The sequence below is a fragment of the Coraliomargarita parva genome, assembly GCF_027257905.1.
Classification (GTDB): Bacteria; Verrucomicrobiota; Verrucomicrobiia; order Opitutales; family Coraliomargaritaceae; genus Coraliomargarita_A; species Coraliomargarita_A parva.
This window is the reverse complement of record NZ_JAPZEI010000002.1, coordinates 224,003-238,178: the sequence shown is the minus strand read 5'-3', so window position 1 is coordinate 238,178 and position 14,176 is coordinate 224,003. Positions and strand designations below refer to the sequence as shown.

Here is a 14,176-nt window from a genome sequence, read left to right as displayed (position 1 = left end):
AGATCAATAACCTGAAGCGATTGGGGACAATCGCCCTCCCCCTATATGCATACTAATTTTATTTACGTTTTCTAAAATCAGCTAATCTGAAAGAGTCTTTGTATGAGAGTTCGAAGGACACGATCACGGCCCTCTCATAACGAATTGCTGGAGGTACCTGGACGCTCGAATATTCTATTCGTAACAGTTGCCGCGAAAAACCGGGTTCCACTATTTGCATCCGAACCGGTGCATGAAGCCTTGGTTTCGGCATGGAGAAGTGCGGATCATTGGCGAGTCGGCCACTATGTGATCATGCCGGACCATATACATCTTTTTTGCACCCCAGGCCGTTACCCTCCGTCTTCGCTACGCACTTGGGTAAAACGCCGGGTTTCAGAGTCTGGAGCCCTACCTGCACAGGCAGGCATCTGGCTACCGGATTGTTGGGACACTCAAATGCGTACTGGAGCCCATTATACTGAAACATGGGCCTACGTAAGGGAAAATCCGGTACGTGCCGGCTTGGTGCCATTTGCTTCGGATTGGCCCTATTCTGGAGAACTGATTCTTCTGGATTGGCGCGGTCCGTAAAATGGGAGGGCGGCTGTCCCAGCCGCCGCTCAGAGGGCACCAAATCCGAGTCTTGAGAAGCAACCGGAGGAAAGCATTCAATGCCGGCAAGCCGTGCAGCTATCGACCATGATGGGGCCCCGATAACTTTGCACCCTCAGATCACTTTCATCCTCCATCACATTGCCGGACTGTAATAGGTTCCCGACTGTCGCGGATAGCGTAACCGTGGCTGAGGTCGGGCTAAAGCGGTAAAAAGCCTGCGTTAGCGGTGCCGAAGAATCCGAAAGATACAAGACGGTTCCGTCCCCCGGCACACTCGTCCCCACATCAGTCCACCCCGCGCTGAGATCGGTCGATCGCTGCAAATAGACGGTTGAACCCGTTGTGGATGGCCAGGCAAAATCAGAATCGCCCGGCATCAACTGGACAATCTCCATCTGCAAAGGTGGTTTCAATTCCCATCCGATATCAATCAGACCAGCCAAGTCGAGGTCCGTCATGACTAGAATCGAGCTCGAATAGAAAGGGCAGCTCGAAGGGTCCATCCTTGCAATCTGGTCAACGGCGTGGGGCGCACCGAATGAACCGTGAGTCAGACTTAAAACATTTAATGGATTGTCGGGATCATAGCCGAGCGGCGCCTGGCATACTCCGTCATTCTGCCAATGACCGTGATTCGGGTTGGGGTCACTCTCACTCGGGGCCGCAGCTTCCTGCACGGGTACCGGCGCACCGAAGGAAGCGACACTGTTGGGACCATGAAACAAATCAGCTTCATCAATCTGTGCTTCCCAGGATTCCGAGGTGCCGACCCCAAGCAAATGTCCCATTTCATGAAGCGCCGTGGCAACAAAATCAAAAGTCGAATCGCCAGCTCTCTCATCGATTAGAAAGTTCCAGTCATAGGCGGTGCTGAAAGTCAGCGCACCGCCCCAAGGACCAAAATCCGTAGGCGTAACACCGAGTGCTCCAGCCTGCCCGCGCCCAACAACGGCTTCACCAAAAGATGAAGTGCCCGAGAGCCAATAGCCTCCGGGTCCACCCCGTCCCAATGGTACACCCAGATCATAGCCGCCGACATAAACGATCAGCGTATTGGCAGGCACGGCTAAATCATTGATGGCAACCAAATCTCCATTTCCAGGGTGGTAAAAATATGCGGTCCAAGTATTGCTTCCTTCAGGGGTGATCGCAGCCAACTCATCATGAAGCAGTGCTTCATAGTAATCCGCAACCGCACGCATCGCTTCCTTCGCTCCGGCTTGATCGAAAAAACCTTCCGAGTCATAATCGTAGTTCAATACGATCTGGATCGCGGCAAGCGGATGCAGGCAAGCGGCAAGAAAAAGCAAGTGGAGCAATACCTGACGAAGCATAGCCCGAAGAATGTATTGGGTAGCGATCAATTCTCAAATTCGAAGCACGCCCAAAGGCGTTTTATCGAAAACTTTAAGCTCTCATACGCAGCAATCTGATAATCCACAACAAGATCGCGCCGGCATGAACCTTCCCCCTCAGACCCGACTCGAAGCAGACCCCCCAGAGAATCGAGTCGCCGACACAACAGTAGATCGAATCGCTCAGAAAGGTTCGACTCCAATGCACCTCTGCGATACATTTAGCCATGGGGTTTGGATTGGATCGACTGGCAATCGACTTACTCCTCGGCACATGGCTTCTCTACGGAGGTCTCGGCTGCAAGGCAGTTGTCACCATGCCTATAAACGAACGCTCGCACATCAAGATCGCGAGTGAGCCTTTCGACGACCCCTTGAGTATCAGTTACCAGCTCTATGGCCGGGAGACGAAGCAGGCACCGATGTACGGCGTCGTTCGAAACAAAGAGAACTGGGACTGGAAGATCGACCTCAAACATCTGGGAACGCTCTACTCCAGCAAGGAACAATCCTCGCCTGCCGGCGAAAAACTGGAACGCTACTGGGACGACATCTGGGATGAGGGCGATTTGGACATGGAGGGCATCCGTCAATTGACCTCCAAAGCATTTGAAGTTCCCGAAGCAAAGCAAGAGAACAACTCGAAGAGCGATCGTACGGGCAAGACAGACGACCTCTACGACCCTCAATTGGAACTGCCCTTATCCATGTTCTCAATCAGGCCTTCGTGGTAAGGGGCCAAGCCCTCCTGCAAATTGGCAGCCTCGCTGCTAGGCAAATTCACGAATAAACCTAAACTTCATGAAAAATCATCGATTCATCACATCCATTCTCTCATTTCTAGCAGCTATGAGCAGTGTCTTCGCACAACAACCGGAAGCTCCCAAGGATCCGGCAATCTTCATCGCCGTGGTCGGCGGCACCAGCTTCGGCACACCGCTCGAGTTCGGCGATGGCATGGTTGAAAAGCTCGGCAGTTTCGCCTTTGAAACCAAGGCGGGCCCCAGCCCCACCATCTATAAGATGAAATACAAAGGGGTGCCCTTCTACTATATCCCGGTGTACGGACTCTTGGACAAAAAGCCGGGCGAAGCAGACGACATGTACCATGTTCGCACTTGGACTGCACTCTACGAACTTGGTGTCACTCATGCCATCGGCGGTGCCACTTCGGGAGGCATCGATCCCAAACTGGATTTCGACGACATCGTCATGATTGACGACTTCATGGAATTCCGGGCCGAGCGTCCCAACGACGTGCTGGCCGCCTCCGGTCATAGCCGCCCTGGCATCTTCCCAAACTTTGAAGTGCCGCTCAGTCCGTCCATTCGCGCGCTACTTATCGATGAAGCACATAAGCGAAAGGAAGCCACCGGCTACAAGGGCCAGATCCGGGACACCGGCACCTTTTTCCAATTTGCCCCGGCCCGTTTCGAAAGCCCGGCCGAGATCCGCGCCATGGGCCAGCTCGGTGGCGAACTCACCAGTATGAACCAGGCAACCTGTATCGTCTATGCCCGCCAGTTCGGCATCCGCTACGGCTCGATCTGCTCCATCTCCAATCCGGCGGTCGGAGTGCGCCCCTTCACCTTCGAACAGATGCAGACCAGCGTTCAAAACATCGCGGCCTTCACGGTTCCGGTGGTGCTGGAAACCATCGCCCGTATCCCGGAAGAAGCCATGGATCCCGAACCCAGCAGCACCGGTGACACGTTCGAGGGGAACTATCTCGATCCGGACGGCGACACCACCGACGTCTAAACAAAAACTCAGGTCTCCCATACACTAAAAGGCGGAAAGAGACATAACTCATCAGGAGCCAAACCTCTGCACCGCGCTGCGGTCCCCCTTCCCTAGACAGGGGAGGTACTGGGATGATCGCGTGTGACTGAGGTGGGTGACAAAGTAAAAGCTCCTCCTCTCAACGAGGGGAGGTGGCTCCGCTAAGCGGAGACGGAGGGGTTCAGTGTCACGATGTCCAACGCGGTTCTTGCCCGCAAAACGACAGTGAACCTTTCATCCACGCGCCTGACTGGGTGAATGGTGCCAGAACTTGCGGTAAGCCCGGCTGAAATACAAGGCATCCGTATAACCGCAGCGGGCGGCTACTTCTTTGATGCTAAGTGTCGGATCCTTCAGGAAATAGCGCGCGGCACGCATTCGGAGCGTGGTGAGATAGCGGTTCGGGCTCTCGTGGATCTGGCGGCGAAAGAGATCGCGGAAATAATCGGGATGGAGGGTCAACTGCTCCTGCAGCTCGGCCAAAGCGGTGGGGACATCGTAGTGCGCCTGCAACCAGCGAACTGAGTAATCGACTTCCGGATGCCGACCGGAAACTCCTTCCTTGTCTATTGCCGGCTCCGGCAGGTTAAGGAAAAAACGTGCGAGGACGGCTTTCAGTTCCCCCTCCATGAGTAAATCGTATTTCTCCTTCTCCGGATTGAGGGTAAAGATGCGTTCCATCCCCGCCCGAAGGAGGGAAAAATCGGCCGGTCGATTCGAGATCAACTGATCGAAGGGATGAAAAATACGCTCGCTCGCTCTGAAAACAGTCCAGAGCAACTCGGCAGGCGTGTCCCCCACCACCTTCCAGTCTCGCCAGATCCAGGGCGGCACAAAGACAACCGAACCTTCGTCAAAAGTCACCTCATCCCCTTCCACCTGATAGACCACAGGTCCCGCCATAAAGAGGATGAAACGACAGGAAGGCACGATCTGCCCGGAGGGTGAAAATCCGGTCGGAAACTGCTCATGACGCACCTGCTCTAAGCTCAGACGACTCCTCAAAAGCTGCCCCAGCATGGTCCGATAAGATGTTTCCATCTAAGCAAGGCTGCACACAAATCTATGTTTTGTCCATATAAACCGGCATTCACATCGGTAGTCAAAAATGACGCATATGGTAGTCTGGCAGTCTAAGAATCCATCCTAGAACCCTCCCAACATATGAAAAAAATCTCCCTAGCGCTTCTCGCAACCGGCATCGCAGCTTCCTCGCTTTCCGCCGAAAACATCCTGATCAATTTCGGCTATACCAGTAAGATTTACGCAGGCAGCAATTCTCCGGGTCACAACGCAGGTGACTCGACCGGCACAAATTGGATTAATCTGTATCAGGATGCCGCATCCGGGATCGAAGACGAATTCGGCAATGCAACCGACCTAGCGATTGATTTTGGATCCACCACCACCGCAACTGGCACAACACTGGATTATGGCATCGCAACAAAGTCGGCGAATTACAACATTTCGGGGGGGGTTGATGCGGATCTACTCGCCCTCTTTGATTCCGAACTCGGCGAAGGCAATGCAGTGCGAGACAGCAGTATCAGCGCCGGCATCGGCCTTTCCATAACAGGCCTGGATGCAGGGGAGTATGTATTCTATGTAACCTCATTCCGAGGCGACCAAACAGTCAACTCCACCATCGACTTCAACATTTACGCAGGCGTCAGCAGTAATGCGATTACTGATTTCTCCAGTTATTCGATCGGCACAATCATCAATTCCAAGGCAGTTAGCGGTTGGTCCTACGGCGACAACTATATCAGCGGCACATTTACAATTGATGGAACCAACGATACCTTCTCTTTGCTTTCCAACAGCGATTCCTACATCGGCGTGCTGACATCGCTAGAGATTATTGCCGTACCGGAACCGAGTACCTATGCAGCAGTAGCAGGTGGACTTGCTTTGCTACTCGTAGCCTATCGCCGTCGTCGCGCTTAGTCGGATCATCTGAATCAAGAAGCCCGGTTCTGTCCCGAGCCTAACAAGCTGTCTAAAAAGTTGGAGGGTTGTCCCGCAGAGCGGGATCGCAACCGCGCTGACACGACGAAACCAAGAATAGACTACGTTCGGCGGTGACAGCATGTCCGCCGTAGCTCAAGAAGCGAAGGCGGAAGCACCGCCCTCCAGATAAAAAGCAAACCGATACCCTTGCAGGTAGATGTATGTCTTCGATGATTGAAAAGGATATTTGCGTTTATGGAGCCTCCCCCGCCGGCCTAACCGCAGCGCTCCAAGCCAAGGCTGCAGGCAAATCGGTCGTGCTGATTGCGACTAGCCGGCACATCGGCGGCATGCTGGTCGAAGGACTCGGCAGTCAGGATATCAATAACAACGGCACGCAGAACCAGCTCGTGATCGGTGGGTTATCGCGCGAGTTTTATCAGCGGGTCGGGGCGAAATACGGCGAAGCATTCACCTCTAAATTCGAATGCCATGTCGCCGAGCAAGTGATCGAGGAATGGCTCGTCGAAGCAAATATCGAGGTCTTCCGGAATGAACGACTGGCTGAGCGCTACAGTGCAGTCAGCAAAGACGGAAGCCGTATTTGCGAAATCGAAACGGAGAGTGGCAAGCGTTTCCGGGCAGACGTCTTTATCGACGCCACCATCGAAGGCGACCTGATGAAATGGGCCGGTGTCTCCTTCGCAACCGGCCGTGAAGGCAACGCCACTTACGGTGAAAGCCTGAACGGGATTCGGGAAACCAGTTTCCGCCAGTTCGAGGTCGATGTTGACCCTTACATCATTCCCGGCGACCCCGGCAGCGGATTGATCGCAACGGTTCAGGATACGCCGAAAGGCAATCCGGGCGACGGCGACAAGAGTATCATGGGCTTCTGCTTCCGCCAGTGCCTGACGCAGGATCCGGACAACCAGATCCCCTTTCAAAAACCGGCCAACTACGATCCGGCCAACTACGAAATCTACCGTCGCTACCTCGCTGCCGGTGGGACACTGTTCACCCCGATCATCAAGTTACCCAAGGGGAAAACCGATCTGGGCAGCTGGCATGATTTATCCGGGAACCTCTATGGTTACAACCATGGGTGGCCGGATGGCAGCGATGCCGAGCGGCAAGCGATCTACGACTACCATAAGGATTTTATTGAGGGCCTGTATTGGTTCCTCTGCAACGACCCGGCGGTGCCGAAATCCTTACAAGAGGAATGGTCCAAATGGGGGCTCGCGGCTGACGAGTTCACGGACAATGACGGCTGGCCGCGCTCGCTCTATATCCGCACCGGACGGCGCATGCGTTCGGACTATGTGATCACCGAAGCGCAGACCAAAGGTCAGGAAATAGCCGAAGATGCCATCGGCGTCGCCTGGTGGCCACCCGACGCACACCACACGCGTCGTATTGTGGAGAATGGAGTCGTCCGCGATGAAGGCTTCTTCTTCGAGCACGAGTATGTGCCCTTCCCGATCAGTTACCGGGCCATGACGCCAAAGCCCTCCGAGTGCACCAACCTGCTCGTGCCGGCCGCACTCTCCAGCAGCTATGTCGGATACGGGTCGGTTCGCTTGGAATGGACGCAAATGATCTGCGGTCAGTCGGCCGCACTCGCCGCAGTGGAAGCCATCGAAGCGAAAGTCGATGTGCAATCCATCGAATATACGAAGCTGCGGAACCGCCTACTCAAGGCCGGCCAAATTCTGGAAGTGCCCGTTCAGACCGTGCGCGAATAGCGCCCGGTCGCGGCCGGTTCCAGATAGGCGTCAAAGCACATGGCAAGATTGCGGATAAAGAGACGTCCGCGCTCGGTCACAGCCAGTCCTGCAGCCGTCCATTCGATCAGCCCGTCCGAAGCGGGGCCTTCCAACTGGCTCAAAGCCTCGGCGAAGTGCTCCCGGAAATCGATCCCCCAGCGCTCACCGAAGGCCTTGAAATCGAGCGACAGATCACACATCAGGCGCATGATCACATCGGCGCGTAATTTGTCCTCCTCCGTGCTTTCGTAGCCCTTGGTGATCGGCAGCTCCCCCTGGGCCAGACGCGCGCGGTAGCTTTCGATGTCCTTCTCGTTCTGACGGTAGCCGTTCGGCCCCTGCGAAATGCTTGAGATGCCGAAACCACAGATCTCAACGCCGGCGCGCGTGCTGTAGCCCTGGAAGTTCCGCTGAAGTGAATGCTCCCGCTGTGCCTTGACCAGCTCGTCGTCCGGAAGCGCAAAGTGGTCCATCCCGATGTAAACGTAGCCTTCCGCGGTCAGCCGCTCGATGCAGAGTTTGAGTAGCTCGAGCTTGGTCTTCGCATCCGGCAGGCCGGCCCGCTCCAACAGTTTCTGGGCGGGACGCATCCAGGGCACGTGGGCGTAATTGAAGATGGCAAAACGATCCGGCTTCAGTTCCAGGACCTCGTCGAGGGTACGGTCGAAACTCTCGGGTGTCTGCAACGGCAGGCCGTAGATCAGGTCGAGGTTGACCGACTCGAAACCGTTGTCGCGCAGCATCTGCATGGCTTCGACATTCATGGACTGCGGCTGTACCCGGTGAATGACTTTCTGCACCTCCGGGTTACTGTCCTGCACCCCGAAGGACGCACGGCTAACTCCCATGCGGGCGAAGGCCTCGACATGCGCACGGCTCAGCCGCCGGGGATCCAACTCGACCGATTTCTCCGCATCTGCGGTGAAGTTAAAGTGTCGGTCAATCATCGCCGCCAGGCGGTCGATCTGTTCCGGACCAAAGAAATTCGGGGTCCCCCCACCAAAGTGCAGCTGCACGGCTTCGCGCCCCGGCCGCAGGTGCTTGGCAAACAGTTCCAGTTCCTGCTCCAGCAGGTCCAGATAGTCGGTCGCCTTGCTCCGGTCGAGCGTCGGAATCATATGGCAACCGCAGAACCAGCACAGCGTCTCGCAAAACGGCAGGTGAAAATACAGCGACAAGGGACGGTCACTCTCCGCAGCCGAGCGCAGCAAAGGAGCCGGATCGGCATATTCCTTGAAGTGGTTGGCGGGCGGGTAACTGGTATAACGCGGCCCCGGCCGGTTATACTTATCAATTAGCAAGAGGTCCTGTTCAGAGAGCTGCATGGAAACACCTAAAATACAGGAGATCGCGTCGGGGAAGCAAAATCATTTCAGGCAAAAATCGCCCTTTCATCTCCATCCGTGGCGTGCCCGCTTGTCGGGCGCCCCGACTCATCATTCATCATGCGAGCAACTCCGCAAAGCGTGCGACAAGCGCACACACCACGAGTGCAGACGTTTTACCCACCCCTACTTCCCGAACAGCTGCTTCAAGAGCTTGGTCGTCTGGGCTGCGGGATCTTCGCGAATCGCTTTCTCCTCGGCCGCCATGGCCGCGAAGAGTGCGTCCAGGGCCTTTTCGTTCACATAGTCGTCGAGATCGAAGTCCTTGGCCCCGATCCCGGTCCAGGTGCTGACCTTCCCCAGAAAACTCCCATCCCCCTCTTCCGGAAGCGCCGACTGCAGCGCCTTGTAACTGCGGGTCGCGCCCGAGGCCTCGGTCGCTTCGCTGATCAGGGGCAACATTTGAATCGCCAACTCGTCTCGCGACTTCTTTTCAAGAAAACGGGTGATGGCATCGTCCTCCCCCTTCCACAGTTCGTTGAGATCCTCCAGTGTCAGCGTCTCGATCGCGTGCTTGACCACAACCGGCGAGGACTCCACCCCCTTCTCCGCGGCACGGTTAAGGGTCGCCTGAAAGTTATCCAGCAGGTCTTCACGCTTCACCAGACTCAATGGCTTGCGCAGGCTTTCGACCGATTTCGGCAAGGGGATACGGTAAGCATCCGAGTCCGCAAAGCCCCCCGCCTGGCTCAGTTCGGTCAATGCCCGTTCGGCGGAAACCGCAAGGGCTTCACGCAAGGCCTTGGCCAAATCTTCGGCACTGCTAAATGCGGTGCCGGTCAACTCAGGCTCGGCTTCCCGGAAAACCGACAGCGCCTTGTCCTTCCAAGAGGAAAAATCGGCGTGAACCACGGCCAGAGGCAAAAGAGACAGGACTGTAATGGAGAGGTATCTCATACGTATATCCAAGCGAAGCATGGGCAAATAGCGAACTCCAAACGGTCAATGCAGCAAGGTTTTGCCTCTTCCCCTGGGACGCAAGTCCCCAAACCCATGATAGAAATGATTCTGTCAAAAACTATTCTGTGTCGGCTTTGCATCATCCATCGCCGAAGAACACGCGTTCGCTGGCGTTGACTTCCGCCGCGGGAACCCTTGGATTCGTCCGATGGGTAATACCTTCGGAACACTTTTTCGTATCTCGACCTGGGGCGAAAGCCACGGGGGCGGCATCGGCGTCGTGATTGACGGCTGCCCGCCGCGCCTGCCCCTGTCCGTCGAGGAAATCCAGTTTGAACTGGACCGCCGCCGTCCCGGCCAAAGCGATATCACCACGCCCCGCAAGGAAAGCGACACCGCCAGCATCGTCTCCGGCGTCTACGAAGGCCTGACGCTCGGCACACCGATCGCCATCTATGTCCCCAATGGAGACCAGCGTCCGTCCGCCTATTCGGAGATGAAGGACAAGTTCCGCCCCTCCCACGCAGACTTCACTTACCAGACCAAATTCGGCATCCGCAACCATGAGGGTGGCGGCCGCTCTTCTGCCCGTGAAACCATCGGCCGCGTGGCCGCAGGCGCCATCGCCAAGAAGATCCTGAAATTGGCCGGCGATATCGAAATCCGCGCCTACATTACACGGGTACACGACATCGAAGCCACCATCACTGACTTTCCCACATTGGAACAGGTGGAAGCCAACCCGGTGCGCTGCCCCGACCCGGTAGCCGCCGAAAAGATGGCCGATCGCATCCGCGAGGTCCGGGCCGAAGGCGACTCGGTCGGCGGCCTGATCGAGTGCCGCGTGCGCAATCTGCCGGTCGGCCTCGGCGTACCGGTCTTTGACCGTCTCGAAGCGGATCTCGCCAAGGCCATGCTCTCCCTGCCCGCCACCAAGGCCTTCGAGGTCGGCAGCGGCTTCGACGGCAGCCTGATGAAGGGCTCCGAACACAACGATATCTTCGTCAACAAGGACGGCAAGGTCGGCACCGCCACCAACCGCTCCGGCGGTGTCCAGGGCGGCATCAGCAACGGGGAGGAACTGGTCTTCCGCGTCGCCTTCAAGCCCACGGCCACCCTCATCCAGAAGCAGGCCACAGTTGATAAGGACGGCAATGAGACCGAACTGATGGGCCGTGGACGCCACGACCCCTGCGTCGTGCCCCGTGCCGTGCCCATTGTCGAATCCATGGCCGCACTCGTACTCGTCGACCACTGGATGCGCCACAAGGCCCAGTGCGAGGCGTTCGATGTTCAAGGTTCCTAGCCATGTCCGAATCACCTATCGTTTATCTCATCTACGGCATACCCGGTTCCGGACGCCGCGAAGTGCTGTTCGACTTGATCGAGGGAGGAGTCGCTCCCGGCTCACAAGTCCTCTATTTCAAGCCGGAGGGCGAAGCCGCCGCGGCCCATGATGAACAGATCGAAGCGCTGGACAATGTATCGGTCGTTCCCTGGCAGTTGAAGGACGGAAAAGTGGCCCATGGCAAGATCACGGCGGCCCCCGAAACCATCCTCTTCATCGCCCCCGGCGACAGTGATCCGGCCGATGTGGCGGAAGCCCTGCAAAACTGGTCAAGTCACAACCAATGCGAACTGGGCCGCATCCTGACCGTCGTGCATAGCAGCTTTCTTATGGCCGAACCCAAGGCCCAGGCCTGGTTCGATGCCTGCATCCATTTTTCCGATGTCGTCCTGCTCAACCGTCGTGAAGAGGTCGACAACAAATGGGTCCAGTCTTTCGAGGAGCGCTATCGTAAGCTCTGCTACCCTTGCCGTTTCATTCTGGTCAAGCGTGGCCGCGTCCCCAATCCCCCCGAAGTGCTGAACCCGGAAGCCCGCCGTTTGTCCCTCTTCTTCGATACGCTCATTCCGATCGAGGAGGACGGACTGGAAGGTGACGAGCTGCCCGAAGACCAAAAGCCGGATAAGTACATCGAACGGCTTGAAAGCGGTCAACGCGCCTACCCGGTACCGGATATCCGGAAGTGGTTGAAAGCGGAATAACATCGGGCGAGTGGATGCATACAGTACTGACTTGGAATCATCGCCAAGCCGAACGTTTCGATCCGCATAGGTTCGCACAACATTGAGGTAGGCTTAACGGCAAGCTTCAATAGAGATCCATAGCCGAATCCCAATACGCAAGACTGGCTGCCAGCAAACGGATCGGTCAGGAAAAAAACAGACACGTCGAAGCCGGCCGTGAATACACTCAGCCCGGGAACTCTCCTCTCCGGTAAGCCGAGGGTGAGAGGCGCATTTGCATCCGGAAGGCCCTTGAAAAGGCCGCCGCGTTTTCAAAACCACACTCGAATCCGATCTCGCTGACATTGAGAGGGGAATCCGCCAATAGCTGGCAGGCATGCGAGATTCTCAGCTGCGAAAGAAATTCGGAGGGGGCGAGCCGCAAATGCTCGCGAAAGCGGCGGCCCAGGGTCGAAACCGACATCCCGGCGAAGTGCGCCAGGTCCACAACGGTGACACCGTCACGAAGATGGGTGCGGGCATATTCCACGATTCCTGCGAAAGCGCGGAACTGGTCCGGTAGCGCCTCGACCGGGCCGATGAGCGGGCGGGACAAGCCTGAAGTGCCCACCACCTCCCCTGCCCGATTCCGAATGGGCAACTTGGTGGTCGTCCGCCATTCGATTCCCCCATAACTGGTCGTGAGGAGTTCCACTTTGCGCCGGATCGGCCGACCGGTCCTCATGATCGCTTGATCGTCTTCCATAAAGACACGGGCCAGTTCGGGGTAATAGAGGTCTGCATCCGTCTTTCCAAGTATTTGTGCCGGCTCGCGCTTCACGCGATCCGCAAAGGCCCGGTTCAAGGCGACTATCCTCAGTTCCCTGTCCTTGATCCAGAAGAGTACATCGTTGAGTTCATCATACAGCTCAAGCAGTGCCTCAAGCGAATCCTCCAGCACAGTGGAGCCATCTTGTAAGAAAGCACTCATTTTGACCGATTCTGCACATTTATTGAACGCACATGCAATTCCATTCTCGGAGATTATATGCTAGAATTCACGCCGTATTCTCACCGAAACAAACCCAAACCCACCCCTGTTATGCAAAAATACTTCAACTGCGAAAAGGTCCAATACGAAGGCCCCGAATCCAAGAACCCGCTTGCCTTCAAGCATTACAACCCTGAGGAGCTGGTTGACGGCAAATCCATGAAAGAGCACCTGCGCTTTGCGGGGGCCTACTGGCACACGATGCGCAACGCACTCGCCGACCCATTCGGCGCAGGCACCGCACAGACGCCATGGGACGATGGCTCCAATTCCATTGAAAATGCGCTGAAGCGGGTCGATGTCTTCTTCGAGTTTCTCGAAATCATGGGCATGGAGTACTACTGCTGGCACGACCGCGATATTGCTCCGGAGCTCAACGACCTGGCGGCCTCCAACAAGGCACTGGACGCTGTGGTTGCCAAACTCAAGGAGAAGCAAGCCGAGACTGGCGTGAAGCTCCTATGGGGAACGGCCTGCCTCTTTTCCCACCCGCGCTATGCACACGGCGGCGCCACGTCTCCGGACCTGAATGCCTTCACCTACGCGGCAGCCCAGGTCAAGAAGGCCATGGAATGCACGAAGGAACTGGACGGTCTGGGCTACACCTTCTGGGGAGGACGTGAAGGCTATGCCAGCCTGCTCAACACGAACATGAAACGTGAGCTCGACCATCTTGCCGCATTTCTGCACATGGCCGTCGATCACGCCAAGAAGATCGGCTTTGAAGGCCCCTTCTACATCGAACCGAAACCACGTGAGCCCTCCACCCACCAGTACGATAGTGACGCCGCGGCCTGCCTGAACTTCCTGCGCGAGTACGGACTGATGGACAAGTTCCGCCTCAATATCGAAACCAATCACGCCACCCTCGCCGGACATACCATGGAGCACGAATTGACCGTGGCGGCCAACGCGGGCATGCTGGGCAGCATCGACGCCAACCGCGGGGACCCGCTGATTGGGTGGGACACCGACCAGTTCCCGACCGATATCTACGGAACCACACAGGTAATGATGGTGGTACTCGGAATGGGCGGCTTCAAAACCGGCGGCCTCAACTTTGACGCCAAACGCCGCCGCGAATCGCATGATCCTCTGGATCTGATCCATGCTCATATAGGTGGTATGGATACCTTCGCCCGCGGTCTGAAAATCGCCCACGCCATCCGCGAAGACGGCCGCCTCGCCGACTTTGTCCAGAAGCGCTACAGCAGTTTCGATTCGGAGCTGGGCAAGAAGATCGAATCCGGGGCCTGCAGCTTTGACGAGCTGGAAAAACTCGCACTGAACGGTGGCGAACCGACACTTACCAGCGGTCGTCAGGAGATGCTCGAAAACTTGATCAACGAGTTCATCTAATTCGACTCCGATACCTTC

At 56.5% G+C, this 14,176-nt stretch carries 12 protein-coding genes; 7 read left to right on the top strand and 5 right to left on the bottom strand.

Annotated features, from left to right (window positions below; genetic code table 11):
• Nucleotides 1-650: 650 nt before the first annotated feature.
• A complete protein-coding gene (locus tag O2597_RS03335; RefSeq protein WP_269522771.1) occupies nt 651-1,931 on the bottom strand; it encodes a hypothetical protein in 1,281 nt (426 codons plus the stop codon).
• Nucleotides 1,932-2,179: 248 nt separating this feature from the next.
• Here O2597_RS03335 and O2597_RS03330 point away from each other — a divergent pair, with 248 nt between their 5' ends.
• Both O2597_RS03330 and O2597_RS03325 read left to right on the top strand, forming a co-directional pair.
• Complete coding sequence (locus tag O2597_RS03330) at nt 2,180-2,686, top strand: hypothetical protein (protein ID WP_269522770.1); 507 nt, start codon at nt 2,180-2,182, stop codon at nt 2,684-2,686.
• A gap of 115 nt (nt 2,687-2,801) precedes the next feature.
• A complete protein-coding gene (locus O2597_RS03325) occupies nt 2,802-3,713 on the top strand; it encodes a phosphorylase family protein (protein ID WP_269522769.1) in 912 nt (303 codons plus the stop codon).
• A gap of 255 nt (nt 3,714-3,968) precedes the next feature.
• Here the strand turns inward: O2597_RS03325 and O2597_RS03320 are convergent, their stop codons facing one another.
• A complete protein-coding gene (locus O2597_RS03320) occupies nt 3,969-4,775 on the bottom strand; it encodes a helix-turn-helix transcriptional regulator (RefSeq protein ID WP_269522768.1) in 807 nt (268 codons plus the stop codon).
• A gap of 123 nt (nt 4,776-4,898) precedes the next feature.
• Here O2597_RS03320 and O2597_RS03315 point away from each other — a divergent pair, with 123 nt between their 5' ends.
• On the top strand, nt 4,899-5,681 hold the full coding sequence (locus O2597_RS03315) for a PEP-CTERM sorting domain-containing protein (RefSeq protein ID WP_269522767.1): 783 nt from the start codon (nt 4,899-4,901) through the stop codon (nt 5,679-5,681).
• A gap of 224 nt (nt 5,682-5,905) precedes the next feature.
• Nucleotides 5,906-7,432: an FAD-dependent oxidoreductase gene (locus O2597_RS03310; protein WP_269522766.1), complete on the top strand. Its 1,527-nt coding sequence runs from the start codon at nt 5,906-5,908 to the stop codon at nt 7,430-7,432.
• Here O2597_RS03310 and hemN read toward each other — a convergent pair.
• Both hemN and O2597_RS03300 read right to left on the bottom strand, forming a co-directional pair.
• Nucleotides 7,414-8,778, bottom strand: a complete 1,365-nt coding sequence (gene hemN, locus O2597_RS03305; protein WP_269522765.1) for an oxygen-independent coproporphyrinogen III oxidase — start codon at nt 8,776-8,778, stop codon at nt 7,414-7,416. The two genes, O2597_RS03310 and hemN, sit on opposite strands and share 19 nt — an antisense overlap.
• Before the next feature lie 186 nt (nt 8,779-8,964).
• Nucleotides 8,965-9,735 carry a DUF4197 domain-containing protein gene (locus O2597_RS03300; RefSeq protein ID WP_269522764.1) on the bottom strand — a complete coding sequence of 257 codons (771 nt, stop codon included), beginning with the start codon at nt 9,733-9,735 and terminating at the stop codon, nt 8,965-8,967.
• Between the two features lie 211 nt (nt 9,736-9,946).
• Between O2597_RS03300 and aroC the strand changes: the two genes are divergently transcribed.
• Nucleotides 9,947-11,044: a chorismate synthase gene (aroC, locus tag O2597_RS03295; RefSeq protein WP_269522763.1), complete on the top strand. Its 1,098-nt coding sequence runs from the start codon at nt 9,947-9,949 to the stop codon at nt 11,042-11,044.
• A gap of 2 nt (nt 11,045-11,046) precedes the next feature.
• Nucleotides 11,047-11,787, top strand: coding sequence for a DEAD/DEAH box-containing ATP-dependent helicase (locus O2597_RS03290; protein WP_269522762.1), 741 nt, complete (start codon nt 11,047-11,049; stop codon nt 11,785-11,787).
• Between the two features lie 208 nt (nt 11,788-11,995).
• Here O2597_RS03290 and O2597_RS03285 read toward each other — a convergent pair whose 3' ends face one another.
• Nucleotides 11,996-12,739, bottom strand: coding sequence for an AraC family transcriptional regulator (locus tag O2597_RS03285; RefSeq protein WP_269522761.1), 744 nt, complete (start codon nt 12,737-12,739; stop codon nt 11,996-11,998).
• A 111-nt stretch (nt 12,740-12,850) separates the two neighbouring features.
• Here O2597_RS03285 and xylA point away from each other — a divergent pair, with 111 nt between their 5' ends.
• On the top strand, nt 12,851-14,158 hold the full coding sequence (xylA, locus tag O2597_RS03280) for a xylose isomerase (RefSeq protein WP_269522760.1): 1,308 nt from the start codon (nt 12,851-12,853) through the stop codon (nt 14,156-14,158).
• Nucleotides 14,159-14,176 lie beyond the last annotated feature (18 nt).